General features: G+C 65.6%; 20 protein-coding genes. 8 read left to right on the top strand and 12 right to left on the bottom strand.

Features of this window, described 5'->3' with window-relative positions; translation table 11 throughout:
• The first annotated feature begins 27 nt into the window (after nucleotides 1–27).
• The 3 genes from ABIC32_RS11120 to ABIC32_RS11110 all read left to right on the top strand — a co-directional run bounded on the left by ABIC32_RS11120 (nucleotide 28) and on the right by ABIC32_RS11110 (nucleotide 3,543).
• Nucleotides 28–1,593, top strand: coding sequence for a DEAD/DEAH box helicase (locus ABIC32_RS11120; protein ID WP_354074201.1), 1,566 nt, complete (start codon nucleotides 28–30; stop codon nucleotides 1,591–1,593).
• A 110-nt stretch (nucleotides 1,594–1,703) separates the two neighbouring features.
• Nucleotides 1,704–2,753: a GGDEF domain-containing protein gene (locus ABIC32_RS11115; RefSeq protein ID WP_306003844.1), complete on the top strand. Its 1,050-nt coding sequence runs from the start codon at nucleotides 1,704–1,706 to the stop codon at nucleotides 2,751–2,753.
• A 37-nt stretch (nucleotides 2,754–2,790) separates the two neighbouring features.
• On the top strand, nucleotides 2,791–3,543 hold the full coding sequence (locus ABIC32_RS11110; protein WP_354074200.1) for a lysophospholipid acyltransferase family protein: 753 nt from the start codon (nucleotides 2,791–2,793) through the stop codon (nucleotides 3,541–3,543).
• A 122-nt stretch (nucleotides 3,544–3,665) separates the two neighbouring features.
• Here ABIC32_RS11110 and ABIC32_RS11105 read toward each other — a convergent pair whose 3' ends face one another.
• Genes ABIC32_RS11105 through ABIC32_RS11070 form a run of 8 tightly spaced genes read right to left on the bottom strand, consistent with a single transcriptional unit; the run spans nucleotide 3,666 to nucleotide 10,555 of the window.
• The gene (locus tag ABIC32_RS11105; RefSeq protein WP_165117015.1) at nucleotides 3,666–4,055 is read right to left on the bottom strand and encodes a HesB/IscA family protein; all 390 of its coding nucleotides are present in this window, start codon (nucleotides 4,053–4,055) and stop codon (nucleotides 3,666–3,668) included.
• Nucleotides 4,056–4,068: 13 nt separating this feature from the next.
• The gene (locus ABIC32_RS11100) at nucleotides 4,069–4,458 is read right to left on the bottom strand and encodes an SUF system Fe-S cluster assembly protein (RefSeq protein ID WP_017504008.1); all 390 of its coding nucleotides are present in this window, start codon (nucleotides 4,456–4,458) and stop codon (nucleotides 4,069–4,071) included.
• Between the two features lie 4 nt (nucleotides 4,459–4,462).
• Nucleotides 4,463–5,701: an aminotransferase class V-fold PLP-dependent enzyme gene (locus ABIC32_RS11095; RefSeq protein ID WP_354074199.1), complete on the bottom strand. Its 1,239-nt coding sequence runs from the start codon at nucleotides 5,699–5,701 to the stop codon at nucleotides 4,463–4,465.
• A complete protein-coding gene (gene sufD, locus ABIC32_RS11090) occupies nucleotides 5,680–6,702 on the bottom strand; it encodes a Fe-S cluster assembly protein SufD (RefSeq protein WP_165117019.1) in 1,023 nt (340 codons plus the stop codon). The genes ABIC32_RS11095 and sufD overlap by 22 nt, the downstream gene beginning before the upstream one ends.
• On the bottom strand, nucleotides 6,699–7,460 hold the full coding sequence (gene sufC / locus ABIC32_RS11085) for a Fe-S cluster assembly ATPase SufC (RefSeq protein WP_354074198.1): 762 nt from the start codon (nucleotides 7,458–7,460) through the stop codon (nucleotides 6,699–6,701). Before sufC ends, sufD begins: the two co-directional genes overlap by 4 nt.
• A 13-nt stretch (nucleotides 7,461–7,473) precedes the next feature.
• Nucleotides 7,474–8,940 (bottom strand): Fe-S cluster assembly protein SufB, encoded by a 1,467-nt coding sequence (sufB, locus tag ABIC32_RS11080; protein ID WP_354074197.1) that lies wholly within the window; start codon nucleotides 8,938–8,940, stop codon nucleotides 7,474–7,476.
• Complete coding sequence (locus ABIC32_RS11075) at nucleotides 8,940–10,079, bottom strand: cysteine desulfurase family protein (RefSeq protein WP_354074196.1); 1,140 nt, start codon at nucleotides 10,077–10,079, stop codon at nucleotides 8,940–8,942. Before ABIC32_RS11075 ends, sufB begins: the two co-directional genes overlap by 1 nt.
• Nucleotides 10,076–10,555, bottom strand: a complete 480-nt coding sequence (locus ABIC32_RS11070; RefSeq protein ID WP_055753471.1) for an Rrf2 family transcriptional regulator — start codon at nucleotides 10,553–10,555, stop codon at nucleotides 10,076–10,078. Before ABIC32_RS11070 ends, ABIC32_RS11075 begins: the two co-directional genes overlap by 4 nt.
• Nucleotides 10,556–10,713: 158 nt before the next feature.
• Here ABIC32_RS11070 and ABIC32_RS11065 point away from each other — a divergent pair, with 158 nt between their 5' ends.
• The 3 genes from ABIC32_RS11065 (at nucleotide 10,714) to ABIC32_RS11055 (ending at nucleotide 12,564) form a co-directional block, all read left to right on the top strand.
• Nucleotides 10,714–11,364, top strand: coding sequence for an alpha/beta hydrolase (locus ABIC32_RS11065; RefSeq protein WP_017504016.1), 651 nt, complete (start codon nucleotides 10,714–10,716; stop codon nucleotides 11,362–11,364).
• Nucleotides 11,365–11,449: 85 nt separating this feature from the next.
• Nucleotides 11,450–12,268 (top strand): transporter, encoded by an 819-nt coding sequence (locus tag ABIC32_RS11060; RefSeq protein WP_354074195.1) that lies wholly within the window; start codon nucleotides 11,450–11,452, stop codon nucleotides 12,266–12,268.
• Between the two features lie 41 nt (nucleotides 12,269–12,309).
• Nucleotides 12,310–12,564 (top strand): YdeI/OmpD-associated family protein, encoded by a 255-nt coding sequence (locus ABIC32_RS11055; protein WP_354074194.1) that lies wholly within the window; start codon nucleotides 12,310–12,312, stop codon nucleotides 12,562–12,564.
• Between the two features lie 4 nt (nucleotides 12,565–12,568).
• Here the strand turns inward: ABIC32_RS11055 and ahpF are convergent, their stop codons facing one another.
• The 4 genes from ahpF to ABIC32_RS11035 form a co-directional block, all read right to left on the bottom strand.
• Nucleotides 12,569–14,158: an alkyl hydroperoxide reductase subunit F gene (ahpF, locus tag ABIC32_RS11050; RefSeq protein ID WP_354074193.1), complete on the bottom strand. Its 1,590-nt coding sequence runs from the start codon at nucleotides 14,156–14,158 to the stop codon at nucleotides 12,569–12,571.
• Between the two features lie 142 nt (nucleotides 14,159–14,300).
• On the bottom strand, nucleotides 14,301–14,864 hold the full coding sequence (gene ahpC / locus ABIC32_RS11045) for an alkyl hydroperoxide reductase subunit C (protein WP_017504020.1): 564 nt from the start codon (nucleotides 14,862–14,864) through the stop codon (nucleotides 14,301–14,303).
• 108 nt (nucleotides 14,865–14,972) lie between these two features.
• The gene (locus ABIC32_RS11040) at nucleotides 14,973–16,175 is read right to left on the bottom strand and encodes an exo-beta-N-acetylmuramidase NamZ family protein (RefSeq protein ID WP_354074192.1); all 1,203 of its coding nucleotides are present in this window, start codon (nucleotides 16,173–16,175) and stop codon (nucleotides 14,973–14,975) included.
• Entirely contained in the window at nucleotides 16,172–16,678 is a 507-nt protein-coding gene (locus tag ABIC32_RS11035) for a DOMON-like domain-containing protein (protein WP_354074191.1), read from the bottom strand. Before ABIC32_RS11035 ends, ABIC32_RS11040 begins: the two co-directional genes overlap by 4 nt.
• Nucleotides 16,679–17,624: 946 nt before the next feature.
• Here ABIC32_RS11035 and tyrS point away from each other — a divergent pair.
• Both tyrS and ABIC32_RS11025 read left to right on the top strand, forming a co-directional pair.
• Nucleotides 17,625–18,878 (top strand): tyrosine--tRNA ligase, encoded by a 1,254-nt coding sequence (gene tyrS, locus ABIC32_RS11030; protein WP_354074190.1) that lies wholly within the window; start codon nucleotides 17,625–17,627, stop codon nucleotides 18,876–18,878.
• Complete coding sequence (locus tag ABIC32_RS11025; protein WP_354074189.1) at nucleotides 18,878–19,342, top strand: peroxiredoxin; 465 nt, start codon at nucleotides 18,878–18,880, stop codon at nucleotides 19,340–19,342. The genes tyrS and ABIC32_RS11025 overlap by 1 nt, the downstream gene beginning before the upstream one ends.
• Nucleotides 19,343–19,373: the final 31 nt, after the last annotated feature.

The raw sequence follows: 19,373 nt of genomic DNA, 5'->3' as shown, positions 1-19,373 counted from the left end.
CGCAGACGCTTTCTCTCCCAAGGATTCATGACCGAGTTTTCCCAACTGGGCCTTTCGCCCACGACCCTTCAGGCCGTCGCCGACACCGGCTACACGACCGCCACGCCCATTCAGGAACAGGCGATCCCCGTCGCCCTCGCCGGCCGCGACGTCCTGGGCATCGCCCAGACCGGCACCGGCAAGACCGCCGCCTTCACCCTGCCCCTGGTCGATCGCCTGTCCACCGGCCGCGCCCGCGCCCGCATGCCGCGCGCCATCGTCTTGGCCCCGACCCGCGAACTGGCCGACCAGGTCGCCGAGAGCTTCGCCAAATACGCCAAGGGCACCAAGCTCAGCTGGGTCCTGCTGATCGGCGGCGTCTCCATGGGCGACCAGGTTGCGGCGCTGAACAAGGGCGTCGACGTCCTGATCGCCACGCCCGGCCGCCTGCTCGACCTGTTCGAACGCGGCAAGATGCTGCTGACTGGCGTCGAGATCATGGTCGTCGACGAGGCCGACCGGATGCTGGACATGGGCTTCATCCCCGACATCGAGCGCATTTTCAAACTGACGCCGCCGCGCCGCCAGACCCTGTTCTTCTCGGCGACCATGCCGCCGGAGATCACGCGCCTGACGACCGCCTTCCTCAAGGATCCGACCCGGATCGAGGCCTCGCGTCCGGCGATGACCGCCGACACCATCACCCAGTACATCGTCCGCATCCCGACCTCGGACCCCAAGGCCAAGCGGACCGCTCTGCGCGCCCTGGTCGGTCGGGAGGACGTGCGCAACGGCATCGTCTTCTGCAATCGCAAATCCGAAGTCGATATCGTCGCCAAGTCGCTGAAGACCCACGGCTTCGACGCTGCCCCGATCCACGGCGACCTGGATCAGTCGCACCGGATGAAGACCCTGGCGGACTTCCGCTCGGGCGCGCTGAAGATTCTGGTCGCCTCGGATGTCGCCGCGCGCGGCCTGGATATCCCCGACGTCAGCCACGTCTTCAACTATGACGTCTCGCACCACGCCGACGACTACGTGCACCGCATCGGCCGCACCGGCCGCGCCGGCAAGCTGGGCCAGGCCTTCATGATCGTGACCCCGGCCGACGACAAGTCGCTGGATAAGGTGCTGAAGCTGATCAAGAAGGATCCGGAAGAGCTGGTTCTTGAAGGCATCGACTTCGCCGCCATTAAAGACGGCCCGCGCCGCGACGACAAACGCTCGGGCGAACGCGGTCGCGGCCGGTCGCGCACCAGCAGCGCGCCCACCCCGTCCGCCGAGCCTGCCGAGATTGCTCCCGTCAACGCTGCGCCTTCGTCTCAGGAGGCCGAAGCGCCCCGCAGCCGCAGCCGCCGCAAGGCCCGCCCCGAGGCGCCGGTTGAAGTTGCGGCTCCCGTCGCCGCCGCAGTCGAGGCGGAGGCGGCCGTCGAACCCGTCGAAACGGCCCGCGCCCCGCGTACCGAGCGCGCAGACCGGGAGCCGCACCTGCTGCAATCCGATCGCCGCGGTGACCGCAAGGCCGACAAGAGCGATACTCAGCGCCAGGGCGTGCGTGGCTTCGGCGACGACATCCCCGCCTTCCTGCGCCGTCCCGTCGTCATTCGCGCCTGAATTCGTACACAACGGCGCGGTGAAACGCCGCGCCGTTTACCCTGCATTACGGAACATCCCGTAGTGTGCGCCCCGACACAGCTCCAGAACAGGGGCCCAGGGGAACAAGAATGTCGAAAAAGGTCGAGACGGCGCTAAGAGCTCCTCAAGCCTATGCTTTGGCGCGCAACGTCATCGGCGAAATGGAAAAGGCCGGCGTGTGGCCCACGCCGCTGAACTTCGAGCTTTGGCTGCATTACATCAGCGACCCCGACGGCCCCCTGGCCCAGGAAATCCGCCGTCTGCTGGCGCAGTCCGCCGTCATCACTGACAAGACGTCCGAAATGCTGGCCGCCGAGTTCCTGCCGCGCGGTCGGCTGCCGGATCAGATCCGCGACGTCGGCGCCGTGCTGGACCGCGAATTGGCCAGCGTCGCCAGCGCCATCGCCATGGCGCACAAGACCCAGCACGACTATGGCGAGACCCTCGCCGACGCCTCCCAGTGCATGGAAACCGTCGATGATCCGTCCTCACTGAAGGATCTGGTCGGCGACCTGTCGACCGCGACCAACCGCGTGCGTCGGGAAACAGCGATCCTGGAAAAGCGTCTGGAAAAGTCCAACAAGGAAGTCATCCGCCTGCGCGAAAACCTGGAACAGGTGCGCCGCGACGCCATGACCGACGCCCTGACCAATCTGGCTAACCGCAAGGCCTTCGATGAACGGCTTGAGGCCGCCTGCGCCGAGGACGACGGCGCGCCGCTCAGCCTGGCCATCCTCGACATCGACCATTTCAAACGGTTCAACGACACCTGGGGCCACCAGACCGGCGATCAGGTGCTGCGCTATGTCTCCACCGTCCTGTCCAACATCTGCGGCAAGACCCGATTCGCCGCCCGGTTCGGCGGCGAGGAGTTCGCGATCATCTTCCCGGGTGAAGGCGCCGGCGTGGTCATGGCCGCGTTGGAGAGCATCCGCAACGACGTGGCGTCACGCGCGCTGCGCCGTCGTTCGACCAATGACGACCTGGGCTCGGTGACTGTCTCCGCCGGCTTCGCCCAGCGCCAAAAGGGCGAAACCGCCGCCAGCCTGCTGGAACGCGCCGACGCCGCCTTGTACGAATCCAAGCGTGCGGGCCGAAACTGCGTCACGCCGGCATCATCGCTCGAAAAGGCGGCTTAGGGTCTAACAAGGCCAAGCTTTCTGCCATAGTCGTCCCATGCGCAGCTTCGCCTTCAATGTCGCCTACTGGATCCTGTCGATCGGCTACGGGCTGACCGCCGCCTTCGCCGCGTTGGCGCCCGGGCGCGGCCCGGCCAGTTGGGTCATCCGCCGCTATGTGAAACGCATGGTCCAGGCCATGGCGATCTTCGCCGGCATCAAGCTGAACGTTCGCGGCAAGGACCGCTTGCCCGAGGGCACCTTCATCATCGCCTCAAAGCATCAAAGCTGGGGCGACGGCTTTGCGACCTATGATCAGTTTGACGACATCGCCTTCGTCACCGGCGATCACCTGGAAAAGTTTCCTCTGCTGGGCGGCGTACTGAAGAAACTGGGCGCCATCGTCGTCAACTCCTGCGGCGGCCACGAAGCCCGCAAGGCCCTGGCCATGCGCGCCGCCGAGGCCCGCGCCGAGAACCGCAAGATCCTGATCTATCCCGAGGGGCACCTCGCGCCCGTCGGCAAGAAGTTCAAATATCGCTCCGGCGTCTGGCACATGTACCGCGACTTCGACGTGCCGGTCGTGCCGCTCGCCACCAACCTCGGCCTCTTCTGGCCCGAGGAAAAGTACGAAAAGCACCCCGGCACGGCGACGCTGGAGTTCCTCGACCCGATCCCCGTCGGCCTTTCCAAGGACGAGTTCCTGGCTCGCCTCGAAGCCGTCACCGAGACCCGCACCGCCGAACTCGTCGCCCAGGCCACGGGTCAACCCGTGACGCCGGCCGTGCTGATCGAGGCGCCGACGAAGTAGCGCGCTTCGGCGTCTTCCCCACCGCCACGCCAACGACCGCCGCGTCCAGGCGACGGCTTCGTCGGGATCGTCAAGGGCCGCGTCGGTTAGTGTCTCAGTAGCCCATCAGATCAGGACCTACCTCAGTCGGCGGCGACCGGCACGATGGTCACGCTCTCGCCGCAGCCGCAGGCGTCGGTCTGGTTCGGATTGTTGAACACGAACTTGGACGCCAGACGCGTCATCTCATAGTCGATCTCGGTGCCGATCAGGAACAGCACGGCCCGAGGTTCGATCAGAATGGTGACACCCTTGTCCTCGACCACCTCGTCCATCGGCCCGATCTCGTCGGCATAGGCGAAGGTGTATTCCTGCCCGGCGCAACCGCCATTCTTGACCCCGATCCTCAAACCGATGTGATCGTTCTCGGCATTGTCCAGGATTTCGCGCACGCGCTCGGCGGCGGCGTCCGTCAGGGTGACGGCCTTGGGGCGCGGGCGACGCGGCCGGGATGTGGCTTGAAGTTCGCTCATCAGAACATATCCATCAGAACATGTTCAGGGCCAGCTTGGCCTCGTCGCTCATCTTGGAGGCGTCCCACGGCGGATCGAACACCAGATTGGCCTTGGCGCTGCGCACGCCTTCGACCTTCTCCACCGCCGTCTCGACCCAGCCCGGCATTTCGCCGGCGACGGGACAGCCCGGCGCCGTCAGCGTCATGTCCACCACCACATCGCGATCGTCGTTGACGTCCACGCGGTAGATCAGGCCCAGCTCATAGATGTCGACCGGGATTTCCGGATCATAGACCGACTTCAGCGCCTCGATCAGTTGATCGGTGAGGGTGTCCAGCTCGGCCTGCGACAGGGCGCTCTTCTGAGGTTCGTCCCAGGCGTCCTTGAAGGCGTCGCTGTCTTGAATCGGTTGATCTGTCATCGGCTTACACGAAGAAGTTCCGCGCCTTGATCAGCGCATCCACGAAGGCGTCGGCATCCTCCACGGTGTTATATAGGGCGAAGGAGGCGCGGGTGCTCGACGTCACCCCCATTCTTTTCGCCAGCGGCTCGGCGCAGTGCAGACCTGCGCGCACCGCGACCCCGTAACGGTCCATGATCTGGGCGACGTCATGGGCATGCGCACCCTCGACGGCGAAGGTCAGGATCGCGCCCTTGCCTTCCGCCTGCCCCAGAATCCGCAGCCAGTTCTGACCCTGAAGTCGGTCAACAGCGTGCTGATAAAGGGCATGCTCATGCGCTTGCACGGCCGCCCGGTCGTATTGCGCCAGCCATTCCAACGCCACGCCCAGGCCGATGGCCTCCAGGATCGGGGGCGTCCCTGCCTCGAAGCGGTGAGGCGGCCGGGCATAGGTCACGCGGTCCTGCTCGACCGTCTCGATCATCTCGCCCCCGCCCTGATAGGGCGGCAGCGCCTCCAGCGCCTCGGCCTTGCCGTACAGGGCGCCGATGCCGGTGGGCGCAAACAGCTTGTGCCCGGTCAGCACATAGAAGTCGCAGCCGATGGCCTGCACGTCCGGCGTCGCATGGACCGCCCCCTGGCACCCGTCGATCAGCACCTGAGCGCCCGCCGCTTGGGCCAGTCGCGTGATCTCAGCGACCGGATTGATCGTCCCCAGCACGTTCGACATATGGGTGACCGCCACCATCCGCGTCCTGGGCCCCAACAGGGCGGCATAGGCCGCCATGTCCAGCGACCCGTCGTCCTTGACCGGAATCCACTTGATCACCGCCCCGCGCCGTTCGCGCAGCAGATGCCACGGCACGATGTTGGAGTGATGCTCCATCTCCGAGACGACGATTTCGTCGCCCGGCTGGATCGACAGCCCCAGCCCATTGGCCACCAGATTGATCGCCTCGGTCCCGCCCTTCGTCCAGACCACCTGTTCGGCGCTCTCGGCATTCAGAAAACGGGCGACGATCTCGCGCGCCTTTTCGAAGGCTTCGGTCGCCTCGTTCGACAGGGTGTGCAGGCCCCGGTGGACGTTGGCGTAGCCGCCCTCCATCGTCGCCACCAGGGCGTCGATCACCGCGCGCGGCTTCTGCGCAGAGGCCGCATTGTCCAGATAGACCAGCGGCTTGCCGTTCACCTGTCGCGACAGGATCGGGAACTGCGCCCGCACGGCATAGGGATCGAAGGTGTTCACAACCGCGCCGTCAGCCATTCCCGCGCCACCTCTCTCGCGCCATCATGCTCAATCCGGTCGATGACCTCGATCAGGAAGGCCTGGGTCAGCAGGGCGCGGGCCTCATCGGCCGGAATGCCGCGCTGCTGCATGTAGAACAGGGCGCTCTCGTCCAGCGTCCCAACGGTGTTGCCGTGCGCGCACTGCACGTCGTCGGCATAGATGATCAGTTCCGGCTTGGCGTCGATCTCGGCCCGCTCGCTGGCGATCAGGGCGTGGTGGCCCATGCGCGCATCGGTGCCGTCGGCGCCGCGCTCGACCACGATCTTGCCCTGGAAGACGCCGCGCGCCGTATCGCGGGCCACGCCCTTGATCAGTTGCGAGGTCGCGCCGTCGTGTTCCACGTGACGCACCACGCTGGTCAGGTCCGCATGACGCGATCCGTTCAGTAGATACAGGCCGTCGGCCTGAACCTGCGCACCCTGGGCATAGTGGGTGATGCGCGTCTCGATCCGCTGCAGCTTGGCGCCGGTCGTGACGATGGTCTGGCGATAGACGCCGCCCGCCTCGACCTTCACATGGGCTTCGGACACGGAAATCGCGTCCTCCGGCTCCTCGACCAGGACGACGCGCGTCACCTCGGCGCCGGCCGCCACGTCCAGTTCCAGCGTATTGTGCGCCACATAGGCCGAACCCGCGCCCTCGTGCGTCTCCAGAAGCAGCAGCTTGGCGCCGGCGCGCGCCGAAACCCGCGCGCTGGCCGTGTGGCCCGTGCCTACGGCGTCCGACACATAGCGCAGCCTCAGGGTCCGCTCGCCCGAGGCGATGAAGTCGGTCACGCCGACGGCGCGTCCGTTGGCGAAGACGATCGCCTCCCCGCCCAGATCATAAAACGGTCCCGGCGGCCCGACCTCAGCCGTGCCTGACGGCTCCGGCGCGGCGCGAAGATAGCGCTTCAGGTCGCTGTATTTCCACGCTTCCGTCCGTCGCGACGGATAGGTCTCGGCGTCGGTCAGGTCGATGGCGAAGGCCGCGCTCATGCCGCCCCCTCTAGGACGGGCGGCAGATATTTATCGTACCCTTCCGCCTCCAGCTCCAGAGCCAGCTCCGGCCCGCCCGAGGCCACGATCCGACCGCTTGCCAGCACATGCACCCGATCCGGTTTGATGTAGTCGAGCAGGCGCTGATAGTGGGTGATGACCAGCATGGCGCGGTCAGGACGACGCAGTGCATTCACCCCTTCCGACACGATGCGCAGGGCGTCGATATCGAGGCCGGAATCGGTCTCGTCCAAGATCAGCAGCGACGGCTCCAGCAGGGCCATCTGCAGGATCTCCATCCGTTTCTTCTCGCCACCGGAGAAGCCGACGTTCAGCGGCCGCTTCAGCATGTCGAAGTCCATCTTCAGCGCCTTGGACGCCTCGCGGACCAGCTTCAGGAAGGCGGGCACCGCCACCTCCTCCTCGCCTCGCGCGCGCTTTTGCGCATTCAGCGCCGTCCGCACGAAGGTCAGGGCCGGCACGCCGGGGATCTCGATCGGATACTGGAACGACAGAAACACCCCCTTGGCCGCCCGTTCGGCCGGATCCAGCGCCAGCAGGTCCTCGCCCGCCCATTCGACAGACCCTTCCGTCGCCTCATAGCCCGGCCGTCCCGACAGGGCGTAACCCAGCGTCGACTTGCCCGCGCCGTTCGGCCCCATGATGGCGTGCACCTCGCCCGCTGGAACGTTGAGCGTCAGGCCCTTCAGGATCGGCTTTTCGCCGACAGAGACGTGGAGGTTGTTAATATTAAGCATTGTTTCTTCTTGATTATCCAACCGAGCCTTCAAGGCTGATCGCCACCAGCTTCTGCGCCTCGACGGCGAACTCCATCGGCAGTTTCTGCATCACGTCGCGGACGAAGCCGTTGACCAGCAGGGCCACGGCCTCCTCCTGCGACAGCCCGCGCTGCTGGGCGTAGAACAGCTGGTCGTCCGACAGGCGCGTCGTTGTCGCCTCATGCTCCAGTAGGGCCGAGCCGTTGCGCGCCTCGATATAGGGGATGGTGTGCGAGCCGCACTCCTTGCCGATCAGCAGGCTGTCGCACTGGGTGAAGTTGCGCACGCCCGTCGCCTTCGTATGCACCGAGACCAGGCCTCGATAGGTCGAGTCCGACTTGCCCGCCGACACCGCCTTGGCGATGATCCGCGACTTCGAGTTCTTGCCCAAGTGGATCATCTTGGTGCCGGTGTCGGCTTGCTGATGCCCGTTGGTGATGGCGATGGAATAGAACTCGCCGGAGCTCTCCTCTCCCTTCAGGATGCAGGACGGATATTTCCAAGTCACGGCCGAGCCGGTCTCGACCTGCGTCCACGACACCTTGGACCGATCGCCACGGCAGTCGGCGCGCTTGGTCACGAAGTTGTAGATGCCGCCCTTGCCCTCGGCGTCGCCCGGATACCAGTTCTGGACCGTCGAATATTTCACCTCGGCGTCGTCCAGCGCCACGATCTCGACCACGGCTGCGTGCAGCTGGTTCTCGTCGCGCATCGGCGCGGTGCAGCCCTCAAGGTAGGAGACGTAGGCCCCCTTGTCGGCGATGATCAGGGTCCGCTCGAACTGGCCGGTCTGGCTGGCGTTGATGCGGAAATAGGTCGACAGCTCCATCGGGCATTTGACGCCCGGCGGGATGTAGACAAACGAGCCGTCCGAAAAGACCGCACTGTTCAGCGCTGCGAAATAATTGTCCGAGACCGGAACCACCGACCCCAGATACTGCCGAACCAGATCAGGATATTCGCGCAAGGCCTCGGAAATCGGCATGAAAATCACGCCGACCTTGGCCAGTTCTTCCTTGAAGGTCGTGACCACCGACACGCTGTCGAAGACGGCGTCCACGGCGACCTTGGGCGCGCCCTGCACCCCGGCCAGCACCTCCTGCTCCTTCAGCGGGATGCCCAGCTTCTTGTAGATCTCCAGGATCTCGGGATCGACCTCGTCCAGCGACTTGGGCCCGTCCTTCTTCTTGGGCGCCGCATAGTAGAACAGGTCCTGATAGTCGACGGGTTCGTACTTCACCGCCGCCCAGGTCGGCTCTTCCATCGCGAGCCAGCGCTCATAGGCGGCCAGACGCCATTCCAGCATCCATTCCGGCTCGCCCTTCTTTTCGGAAATGAAGCGCACGATCTCGGCGCTCAGCCCCTTGGGCGCATATTCGGTCTCGATGTCGGACGTGAAGCCGTGCTCGTACTTTTCCAGTGCAGCGACGGCGTCGATGGTTTCCTTGACGGCGGCCATCAGGCGACCTCTCTCACGCGCTCGGCGGCGCGCGTCTTGTGCTTGTTGTAGGCGGCGACCCAGGCGTCGGCGAACCTTGCCCAGTCGCTCTCGACCGTGCCCCAGCCGCCGGAGACGCGCACGCCCCCGGTCGCCAGCGAATTCAGGCCCATGGCGCTGATGGTCTTGGACGGCTTGACCTTGCCCGACGAACAGGCCGAGCCGGCCGACACCATGACGCCCGTCAGGTCCAGGGTGATCAGCTGCTGCGGACTGTCCCAGCCCTCGACGGCCATGAACAGGGTGTTGGGCAGACGCGCTGCGTCGCCGCCGATGATGGTCGCGCCTGCGGCCTTGACCTTGGCTTCGGCCGCATCACGCCAGACGACGTGCGAGGCCATCGTCTCCAGATCACGCGCGGCGCAATCGGCCGCGACGCCGAAGCCGGCGATGCCGGGCACGTTCTCGGTCCCGGCGCGCAGCCCCCGCTCCTGCCCCGCGCCGTGCAGGATGCGCACGCCCGACAGGCCTGCCTTGAAGATCAGGGCGCCGACGCCCTGCGCCCCGCCCAGCTTATGCGCCGACAGGGTCAGGGTGTCGGCGTCCAGCGCGCGCATATCGACCGCGACCTTGCCCGCCGACTGAATGGCGTCGACATGCAGCCAGCCGCCCGCCGCCCGCACCAGAGCCGCCGCCTCGGCGATCGGCTGGATGACGCCGCTTTCGTTGTTCGCATGGTGGATGGCGACCACGGCCCGGCCCGGTCGGCGCAGCGCGTCGGCCAGCCAGTCCAGATCCACCACCCCGTTCGCATCGACCGGCAGCACCTCGACCGGCGCCCCCGCATTCGCAGCCGTCTCAGCCACACACGGATGCTCGGTCGCCGACACGATCAGCCGCTCGCAACCGGCCGCAAGCGCGCTGGCGATGCCTTGGGCATTGGCTTCAGTGCCGCCCGAGTTGAACACCACCGCCGTCGGATCGGCCCCGACCAGTTCGCCGACCTGGGCCCGCGCCGTCTCGACCCTCGCCCGCGCCCGCCGCCCGGCGGCGTGGACCGCCGACGGATTGCCGTTGTCGGCCAGCGCCCGCGCCATGACGTCCAGCACTTCCGGCCGCACCAGGCCCGAGGCGTTGTAGTCCAGATAGACGCCGCTCATGCCGCCACCCCCACGGCCGAGGGCTCGACGTTGCGCCGACGCTGGCCCGTCCGGTTCATCACCACATCCTCCAGCGACACGCCGGCCAGATAGCGATGGATTTCGTCGCCCAGGTCTTCCCAAAGATTGTGGGTGATGCAGCGTTCGCCGGCCAGCATACAGCCCTTGGGCGAGCCATGCGCCACACACCGCGTCGCCCGGATCGGCTCATCGACGGCCAGCACGATCTCGGCGACCACCGTCTCGTGCGCCGCCTTGGCCAGACGGTATCCGCCGCCCGGTCCGCGCACGCTCTTGACCAGTTCGCTCTTCCTCAGACGGGCGAACAACTGCTCCAGATAGCTCAGCGAAATCTCCTGGCGCGCGGCGATCTCGGCCAGCGAAACCGCCCGGATTTCACCGCTCTCGCCGCGTCCGTTCTTCGCCAGATCGGCCATCGCCATCACGGCGTATCGTCCCTTGGTCGACAGACGCATTTCGCACCTTCAAAAATTGCGCGCTTTTCGGGGCTCCTGTGCTAGAACCCGCGCCTTCGCAAAGGCGGCGCGCTTGCGGAGGGACTTAGAAAGTCCCACCTCCGCGGTCAAGTATTACGCACTCGCGAAATGACAGTTGAACGGATTCCAGAGCCCCTATGCCTGAAGTCATCCTGCCCGGCGCCTCCGGTCGCATCGAAGGCCGCTATTCCCCGGGCAAGCGCCCGAACGCCCCGATCGCGCTGATCCTGCATCCGCACCCTAAGGCGGGCGGACATATGAACAACCCGGTCGCGGTCACCCTGCACCAGCTGTTCCAGCAGCGTGGCTTTGCGACCCTGCGCTACAACTCGCGCGGCGTCGGCAAGTCGCAGGGCGAGTTCGATTCGGGCATCGGCGAGCTGGCCGACGCGGCCACCGCCCTCGATTGGCTCCAGGCCAACAACCCTGGCGCCAGCCAGACCTGGGTCGCCGGCTATCAGTTCGGCGCCTACATCGGCATGCAGCTTCTGATGCGTCGCCCCGAGACGGACGGCTTCATCTCGGTCTCGCCGCCGTCGAACATGTACGACTTCAGCTTCCTGGCGCCCTGCCCGGCGTCCGGCCTGTTCCTGCACGGCACGGCCGACACCATCGTCCCGCCGGTCGAGGTCGAGCGTGTCGTCAACAAGCTGCGCACCCAAAAGGGCATCATCATCGACTACGAACTGGAAGAGGGCGCCAGCCACTTCTGGCAGGACCACATGAGCGCGGTCGAAACCCGCGTCGGCGCCTATCTGGACAAGCGTCTGGAAGAAAAGCCGGCCTAACATCCGGCCTGATATTCGGCTTGGCGTCACGGCTGATTAAGGCGCGGGCGGCATGATCGGGCGAGACATCGCTGCGAGATCCGCCATGCGTCCGCCCCTTCTGATCGCCCTGATCGCCTCTCTGGCCTTACCCTCGGCCGTTGCGGCTCAGTCGACTCCCGCATCAGAGCGCGATTTCTGCGCCGATCGCCCCGGCAAGGGCACGCCTGCCTGCATCCTCGACAAGGGCCGCTGGCAGGTCGAACTCGGCCTGTTCGACGGCGCGCGTCAGACGGACGACGCCACACGGACCGACACCTGGGACGCCGGTGACCTGTTCGTGCGCTATGGCCTGACCGGCCTGACTGAGCTTCAACTCGGACTCACGACCTGGAACCACGAACGCATTCTCGACCGCGCGACCGGCGATCGTGATGTGAACGAAGGCGTCGGCGATCTCAGTATCGGCCTGCGGCACTCGCTGAAGAACCCTGACGGCTCGGGCCTGTCCCTCGCGATTTCCGGCTTCATCACCGCGCCGACGGGTGCGCGCGGCATTCGCGCCGACGGGTTCGAGGGCGGCGTCATCCTGCCGGTCTCCATCCCGCTGAACGACGACTGGAGCCTGAGCCTGTCGCCCGAGGTGAACTGGGTTTCGGATGCGGACGGCGACGGCCGCCACGGCGCCTATACGATGGTCGCAGGCGTAGGGCGCGGCTTTGGCCAATGGGACCTGGGCGCCGAGGTCTGGATCAGCCGCGACGATGATCCCGTCGCGCCGACCACGCCGTCCACCTTCGACCTGACCGCCGTCTGGTCGCCGCCGTCCCTGCCCGACGCCCAGCTGGATTTCGGTCTTAACTTCGGCCTGAACGACGACAGCCCGGACGTGGAGTTCGGTGTCGGTCTCGCACGGCGGTTCTAACGCGCCGTTGCTGACAAGGCTTGTCGCTGCGACAAATGGGCATGGCAGATGCGACCGACATCCCCGGCGGCGTGGTTCATGACTTGCCGGACGACCTGCGCGCGTCGTTGGTCGCCGCGCCGGACGCCTTGGCGACCTGGCGCGACATCACGCCCCTGGCCCGCAACGAATGGATCTGCTGGATCGAGACCGCCAAGAAGTCGGAAACCCGGCGCAAACGGCTGGATTGGGGCCGGGCGAGCTTGACCGACAGCAAACGCCGCCCCTGCTGCTGGCCCGGTTGCCCTCACCGTTAAGCGATCACGCCGGTTCGGCCACCGCCTCTTTCGCCGGTTCGGTACGGATCATGTAGTCGAATGCCGACAGCCCCGCCTTAGAGCCTTCGCCCATGGCGATGACGATCTGCTTGTAGGGTACGGTCGTCGCGTCGCCCGCCGCAAAGATGCCCGGCTGCGAGGTCTCGCCGCGGTGATCCACCTCGATCTCGCCGCGCGGGGTCAGGCCCACCGCGCCGTGCAGCCATTCGGTGTTCGGGACCAGACCGATCTGCACAAAGATGCCTTCCAGATCGACGTCGTGATGGGCGTCGGAGTTGCGGTCCTTATAGGACAGTCCCGTCACCTTCTCGCCGTCGCCATGCACCTGGGTCGTCAGGGCCGAGGTCACGATCCGCACGTTCGGCAGGGTCGCCAGCTTGCGCTGCAGCACCGCATCGGCTCGCAGTTCGCTGTCATATTCGATCAGGGTCACATGGGCCACGATGCCCGCCAAGTCGATCGCCGCCTCGACGCCTGAGTTGCCGCCGCCGATCACCGCCACCCGCTTGCCCTTGAACAGCGGCCCGTCGCAGTGCGGGCAATAGGCCACGCCCTTGTTCTTGTACTGCTCCTCGCCCGGCACGTTCATCTGGCGCCAGCGCGCGCCCGTCGACAGGATGACGGTCCGTGATTTCAGACTGGCGCCATTCTCCAGCACCACCTCGTGCAGGCCGCCCGTAACCTTGGCCGGTATCAGCTTGGCCGCCTTCTGCAGGTTCATCAGGTCCACTTCATACTCGCGGACGTGTTGCTCCAGATGGGCCGCCAGCTTGGGCCCCTCGGTGTAAGGGACCGAGACGAAGTTCTCGATCGCCATCGTGTCCAGCACCTGTCCGCCGAAGCGTTCGGCGACCACGCCCGTGCGAATACCCTTGCGCGCCGTATAGATGGCGGCCGCCGCCCCGGCCGGCCCGCCGCCGACCACCAGAACCTCGAACGGATCCTTGGACTTCAGACGCTCGGCCGCGCGGGCTTCGGCGCCGGAATCCAGCTTGGCGGCGATCTGCTCCAGCTCCATCCGGCCCTGACCGAACAGTTCGCCGTTCAGGAAGACCGTCGGCACGGCCATGATCTTGCGCTCGTCCACCTCGTCCTTGAACAGGCCGCCCTCGATAGCGACGTGTTTGATGCGCGGATTGATCACGCTCATCAGGTTCAGCGCCTGCACCACGTCCGGGCAGTTCTGGCACGACAGCGAGAAATAGGTCTCGAACACATAGTCGCCGTCCAGGTCCCTGACCTGCTGGATCACCTCCTGCGCCGCCTTGGACGGATGGCCGCCGACGTGCAGCAGGGCCAGCACCAGCGAGGTGAACTCGTGGCCCAGCGGAATGCCCGCAAACCGCACGCCGATGTCCGTGCCCTTGCGCCGGATCAGGAAGCTGGGCTGGCGTTCGTCGTCATAGTCGCGGCCCATCTCCACCTTGCCGTGCGAGACCGAGACGATCTCCTCCAGCAGGGTCTTCAGCTCGATCGACTTGGGCCCTGCGCCCAGCGAGGCGACCAGTTCGACGGGATGGACGATGTTCTTGAGGTAGGCTTCGAGCTGGGATTTCAGATTGGCGTCTAGCATCGGATGCTCCTCGAATTTCAGGGTAACGCGCCGCCTTCGAGCCGATCCCGGCGAGGCCTGCGCGATAAGGTCCGCGTCCCGCATTTGGGGGGCGGCCGGGTGGGTCCGACCCGAAGGCCGGACCCGATAGGCGTAGTCAGTCTTAAATCTTGCCGACGAGGTCGAGCGACGGGGCCAGGGTGGCTTCGCCTTCTTCCCACTTGGCCGGGCAGACTTCACCCGGGTGCGAGCGCACATACTGGGCGGCCTTGACCTTGCGCAGCAGTTCAGCGGCGTTGCGGCCGATGCCTTCCGACGTCGTCTCGGTGAACTGGATCACGCCGTCCGGATCGACCAGGAAGGTCGCGCGGTCGGCCAGGCCCACGCCCGGACGCATGGCGTCGAAGTTGTTGGTCACCAGACCCGACGGGTCGCCCAGCATCGTGTATTCGATCTTGCCGATCGCCGGCGACGAGTCGTGCCAGGCCTTGTGCGAGAAGTGAGTGTCGGTCGACACCGAATAGATCTCGACGCCCAGCTTCTGGAACTCGGCATAGTGGTCGGCCAGGTCTTCCAGTTCGGTCGGGCACACGAAGGTGAAGTCAGCCGGATAGAAGAAGAAGATCGCCCACTTGCCCGCGACGTCGGCGTCCGTGACCGTCAGGAATTTGCCGCCCTTATAGGCTTCGGCCGTAAAAGGTTTGATGGTCGTGTTGATGAGGGCCATGCGCAAAATCCAATGCAAGGTGGTTGGGAGGCGGTCTCCCTACCGCACCGCACCAAATAAGCCCAATCACTTATTTGCGGATGCGCAATAGATTTTGGTTATGGCGATTCAATACAGCAGGAACGGCCGCCGCGCCTCTTCCCACGCCGCCTCGTCCGGCTGCGTTGCGGCATCCAGATCGCCTGGCGTCGCCGCCGCGTCGTCCACCCATTCCCGCAGGCCCGGTCCGCCGTTGATCACGTCGATGGGCAGTTTCCCGAACGCATACTCGTACGGAAAATCCCGCCACAGATCGTAGTCGGGATACAGCCGACGGATCGCCTTGAAGCCCAAGGCCTGAACCCGCCACGGCTGGAAGGCCGCGTGGTCATAGCCGGGGTGATCGACGTGGATCTGCACCCCGCTGCACAGCTTTCCAACGTGCTTGTGGAAGGTCGGCTCGAACCACATATCGCGCAAGATGCAGCCGCCCAGCCATTGCGGCGCCAGCGCTTGCATTTCCGCGATCACCGCCCGGGCGTCGATGTCCGGCGCTCCGAACAGCTCCAGCGGCCGTGTCGTCCCCCGCCCTTCCGACAGGGTCGCGCCTTCCAGCATCACCGTGCCCGCATAGGCGCGCGCCATCGACAGGTTCGGCGCATTCGGGCTGGGATTGACCCATGACCGGTCCAGCAGCGGCCAGCCGAAGCCCGGCCCCGCCTCCGGCGCCCAGCCCTGCATCTCCACCACCCGGTAATCCACATCCAGCTTGAACTGGTCGATGAACCACAGGCCCAGTTCGCCCATCGTCATGCCATGGCGCATTGGCATCGGCCCGGCCCCGACGAAGCTTTCCCAGCCGGGCTTCAGCGTCATCCCCTCGACCGGCCGTCCCGCCGGATTGGGCCGGTCCAGCACCCAGACCGACTTGCCGTGTTTCGCCGCCGCCTGCAGCACGTATAAAAGCGTCGTCACATAGGTGTAGATGCGGCAGCCCAGGTCCTGCAGATCGACCAGAAGCACGTCGAACTCGGCCATCCATTCGTCGCGCGGGCGCCGCACCTCGCCGTACAGGCTGAAGACCGGGAAGCCGTGCACCGGATCGCGATAATCCGGGCTCTCCATCATATTGTCCTGCAGATCGCCCTTCATCCCGTGCTGCGGGCCAAAGGCGGCGGTCGGCCGGATCTCGGGACACGCGGCCAGGGCGTCGACCGCGTGGGTCAAGTCCTTCGTCACCGACGCCGGATGCGCCAGCAAGGCCAGGCGGCGCCCCTTCAGCTGCGCCCTCAGGGTGTCGTCGGACAAAAGGCGGTCGAGGCCGAAGTTCATGTCAGGTCCAGCGCGAACGAGTCGGGATGATGAAAGTCCGGCTTATCCGAAGGATGCGCCAGCGCCCAATAGCCGATCGCCCCGTCCACGCCCCGGATCACCGCCGCCAACCCCGACGACCCGACTGCATCCTCCGGCAAGGTCACGTCCGCCGTCAGCACGAACTGTGCAGGTGCCGACCGCGTAACGATGAACGGAGCGTGCATCTTCAGCTCCCGCATCCCCTCGCGATAGCCGTCGAACCGATAGGCCGCCCACGCCCCCGACGGCGACAGATTGTATTCGACATAGCCGCCCGCCGTCCGCACGAACGCCTCGAAACAGGTCGTCCGCCACAACTCGTCAGTCCGCACCCGCGCCGCCGCCTCTGGCCGCCACACCCCATTTACCGGTCCGGCCAGCACATACTCCAGGCTCAGAACCCGCCCGGCGCGCCGCGCCTCGACCTCCAGAGTCAGTCCCGCAGAGTTGGATGTCGGATGCGGGATCAGAGGCAGGCGCATGGCGCCTTCGTATCGCAGGCCGGCCAACTCGTCGATTGCATCGACCGAGCCAACGCATCTACAATCTGGAGATGAGGTTTCTCGCCCTTTTTGCGCTGACATTGGCCTACACCTTTGCGCTGTTGCTCTTGAGCGAGGCCGCGCCCCCGCCTTTGCCGCACATACTGACGGTGGCGCTTTGCGGCGCCATCGGGGCGTCTCTGGCAAACGTTACCTGGTGGCTGGTCGAGCGAAAGCTGCTTCGCAAGCCCACGCATTAGATCAAAAGCTGGCCTCCGACTTCCTCCACCTGGGCCCGATTGTGCAAATGCGTTTCGCTTTGCAAACAGCGTCGAAAACCATCGCCCGACCGACTTGCCCGACGCCTCATCAACCCTTGCTTGCTTCTGACCGGTGTGAAAGCATTGCAGCATGCCTAAGCGCTCCCCCTACGGTCCGCAGATGGTCTTCCCTGAGAAGCGCAAATTTTTAAACGATCGCCTCCACCTCTTTGTGGGTCTGCTCACGCCTTGCCTGGTCGTCAGCGGCACATCGTCCGAGCCGTCTTCCGTCTCCTGACATGGACCGTAGTCGTCGCCCTCTTTGCGCTGGTCCTCAATCGGGTGATTCCTTGAAGGCGGACAGCTCGGCGATGAGTCGTCAGCCAGCGCACCTGCGGGCAATATCGACTGCATTTACAGCGGCATGAGACGCAGCAGCGTCGTCGTACCTATCGCGGCCTGAAACGGCGCTAAAATGGGCGCGCCATGCCCAAAGCCGCTCTACCTGGAACTGCACCACTTTGCATTTTGCACGCGGTTTCGCGTTGCCGTGCAATTTCGCGCCGATTGAGATTAGACGAATTAGACACTTTAGACGGTGTTTTTCATCCGCGCCGTCTGAACAGCCGACGCCGCCTCGACTAGGGGAAGACGACCCTCGTCATCCCTGCTAACCCAGCCTCACCATGACCGAACACGCCTTCAAATCCGACTTCCTGCGCACGCTTCAGGCGCGCGGCTACATCCATCAGATCACCCACCCCGTCGAATTGGACGAGGCGGCCGCCGCGGGCGTGGTGCCGGGCTATATCGGCTTCGACGCCACTGCGCCGTCATTGCACGTCGGCAGCCTGATCCAGATCATGATGCTGCGCCGGCTTCAGCAGGCAGGTGGCAAGCCCATCGTCCTGATGGGCGGCGGCACGACCAAGGTCGGCGACCCGACCGGCAAGGACACGTCGCGTCCGCAACTGACCGAAGAGACGATCCAGTCGAACATCGACACCATCAAGACGGTCTTCGCCAAGTTCCTGACGTTCGGCGACGGACCGACAGATGCGGTCATGGTCAACAATGACGACTGGCTGTCCGGCTACGGCTACATCCAGTTCCTGAGGGATTTCGGCACCCACTTCACCGTCAACCGGATGCTGAGCTTCGACTCGGTCAAGCTGCGCCTTGAGCGCGAACAGCCGATGACCTTCCTTGAGTTCAACTACATGCTGATGCAGTCGGTGGACTTCCTGGAGCTCAACCGCAGCCATAATGTCACCCTGCAAATGGGCGGCTCGGACCAGTGGGGCAACATCACTTCGGGCGTAGATCTGGTTCGCCGCGTGGATCAGAAGGCTGCCTTCGGCCTGACCACGCCGCTGCTGACCACGGCGTCGGGCGGCAAGATGGGCAAGACCGCTCAGGGCGCCATCTGGCTGAACGCCGAACAACTCAGCCCCTACGACTACTGGCAGTTCTGGCGTAACGCCGAGGACGCCGACGTCGGCCGCTTCATGCGCCTGTTCACCGACCTGAGCCTGGAACAGATCGCGCAATACGAAGCGCTGGAAGGCGCGGCGATCAACGACGCCAAAAAGGCCCTCGCCGATGCGGCGACCACCCTGCTGCATGGCGCGGACGAGGCTGCAAAGGCGCGCGCCGCCGCCGAAAGCAACTTCGAAAAAGGCCAGCTGTCCGCCGACCTGCCGACCGTCGAACTGCCGTCGGCCGAGGTCTACGGCGCCATGATCGCCGCTGTCGTGACCAAGGCTGGCCTGACGGCCTCCAACGGCGAGGCCCGTCGCCTGGCCCAGGGCGGCGGTCTGCGCCTCAACGACGCCGCCGTGTCCGACGGCGCCCAACTGCTGACCGAAGCCGACCTCAAGGACGGCGTCATCAAGCTGGCGGCCGGCAAGAAAAAGATCGTTCTGGTGAGGCCCGTCTGATGTCCGCCGCAGAAGGCCAACCCGCGCCCGCCCTCGACCTGCCCACGGACGGCGGCGGCCGCGTCACCCTCGCCGCCCTGAAGGGCAAACTCGCCGTCGTCTATTTCTATCCCAAGGACGACACGACCGGCTGCACGCGCGAGGCGCAGGACTTCACCGCCCTGGCGCCCGACTTCGCCGCTCTGGGCGTGCCGGTCATAGGCGTGTCCAAGGACACGGTGAAGAAGCACGACAGGTTCAAGGCCAAATACGATCTCGCCGTCACCCTCGCCTCCGACGAGGACGGCGCCGCCTGCGAGGCCTGGGGCGTCTGGGTGCAGAAAAAGCTTTATGGCCGCGATTACATGGGCATCGAGCGGGCCACCTTCCTGATCGACGCCGAGGGCCGCGTCGCCAAGGCCTGGCGCATTGTGAAGGTCGCCGACCACGCCGCGGCCGTGCTGGAGGCCGCCAGGGCCCTGTAATCGGCGAGCGCCGTTCGGAAGCGATGCTTGA

Source organism: Brevundimonas sp. 1080 (genome assembly GCF_040545985.1).
In the GTDB taxonomy this organism is placed as follows: domain Bacteria; phylum Pseudomonadota; class Alphaproteobacteria; order Caulobacterales; family Caulobacteraceae; genus Brevundimonas.
This window is presented reverse-complemented; position numbering and strand designations above follow the sequence as displayed.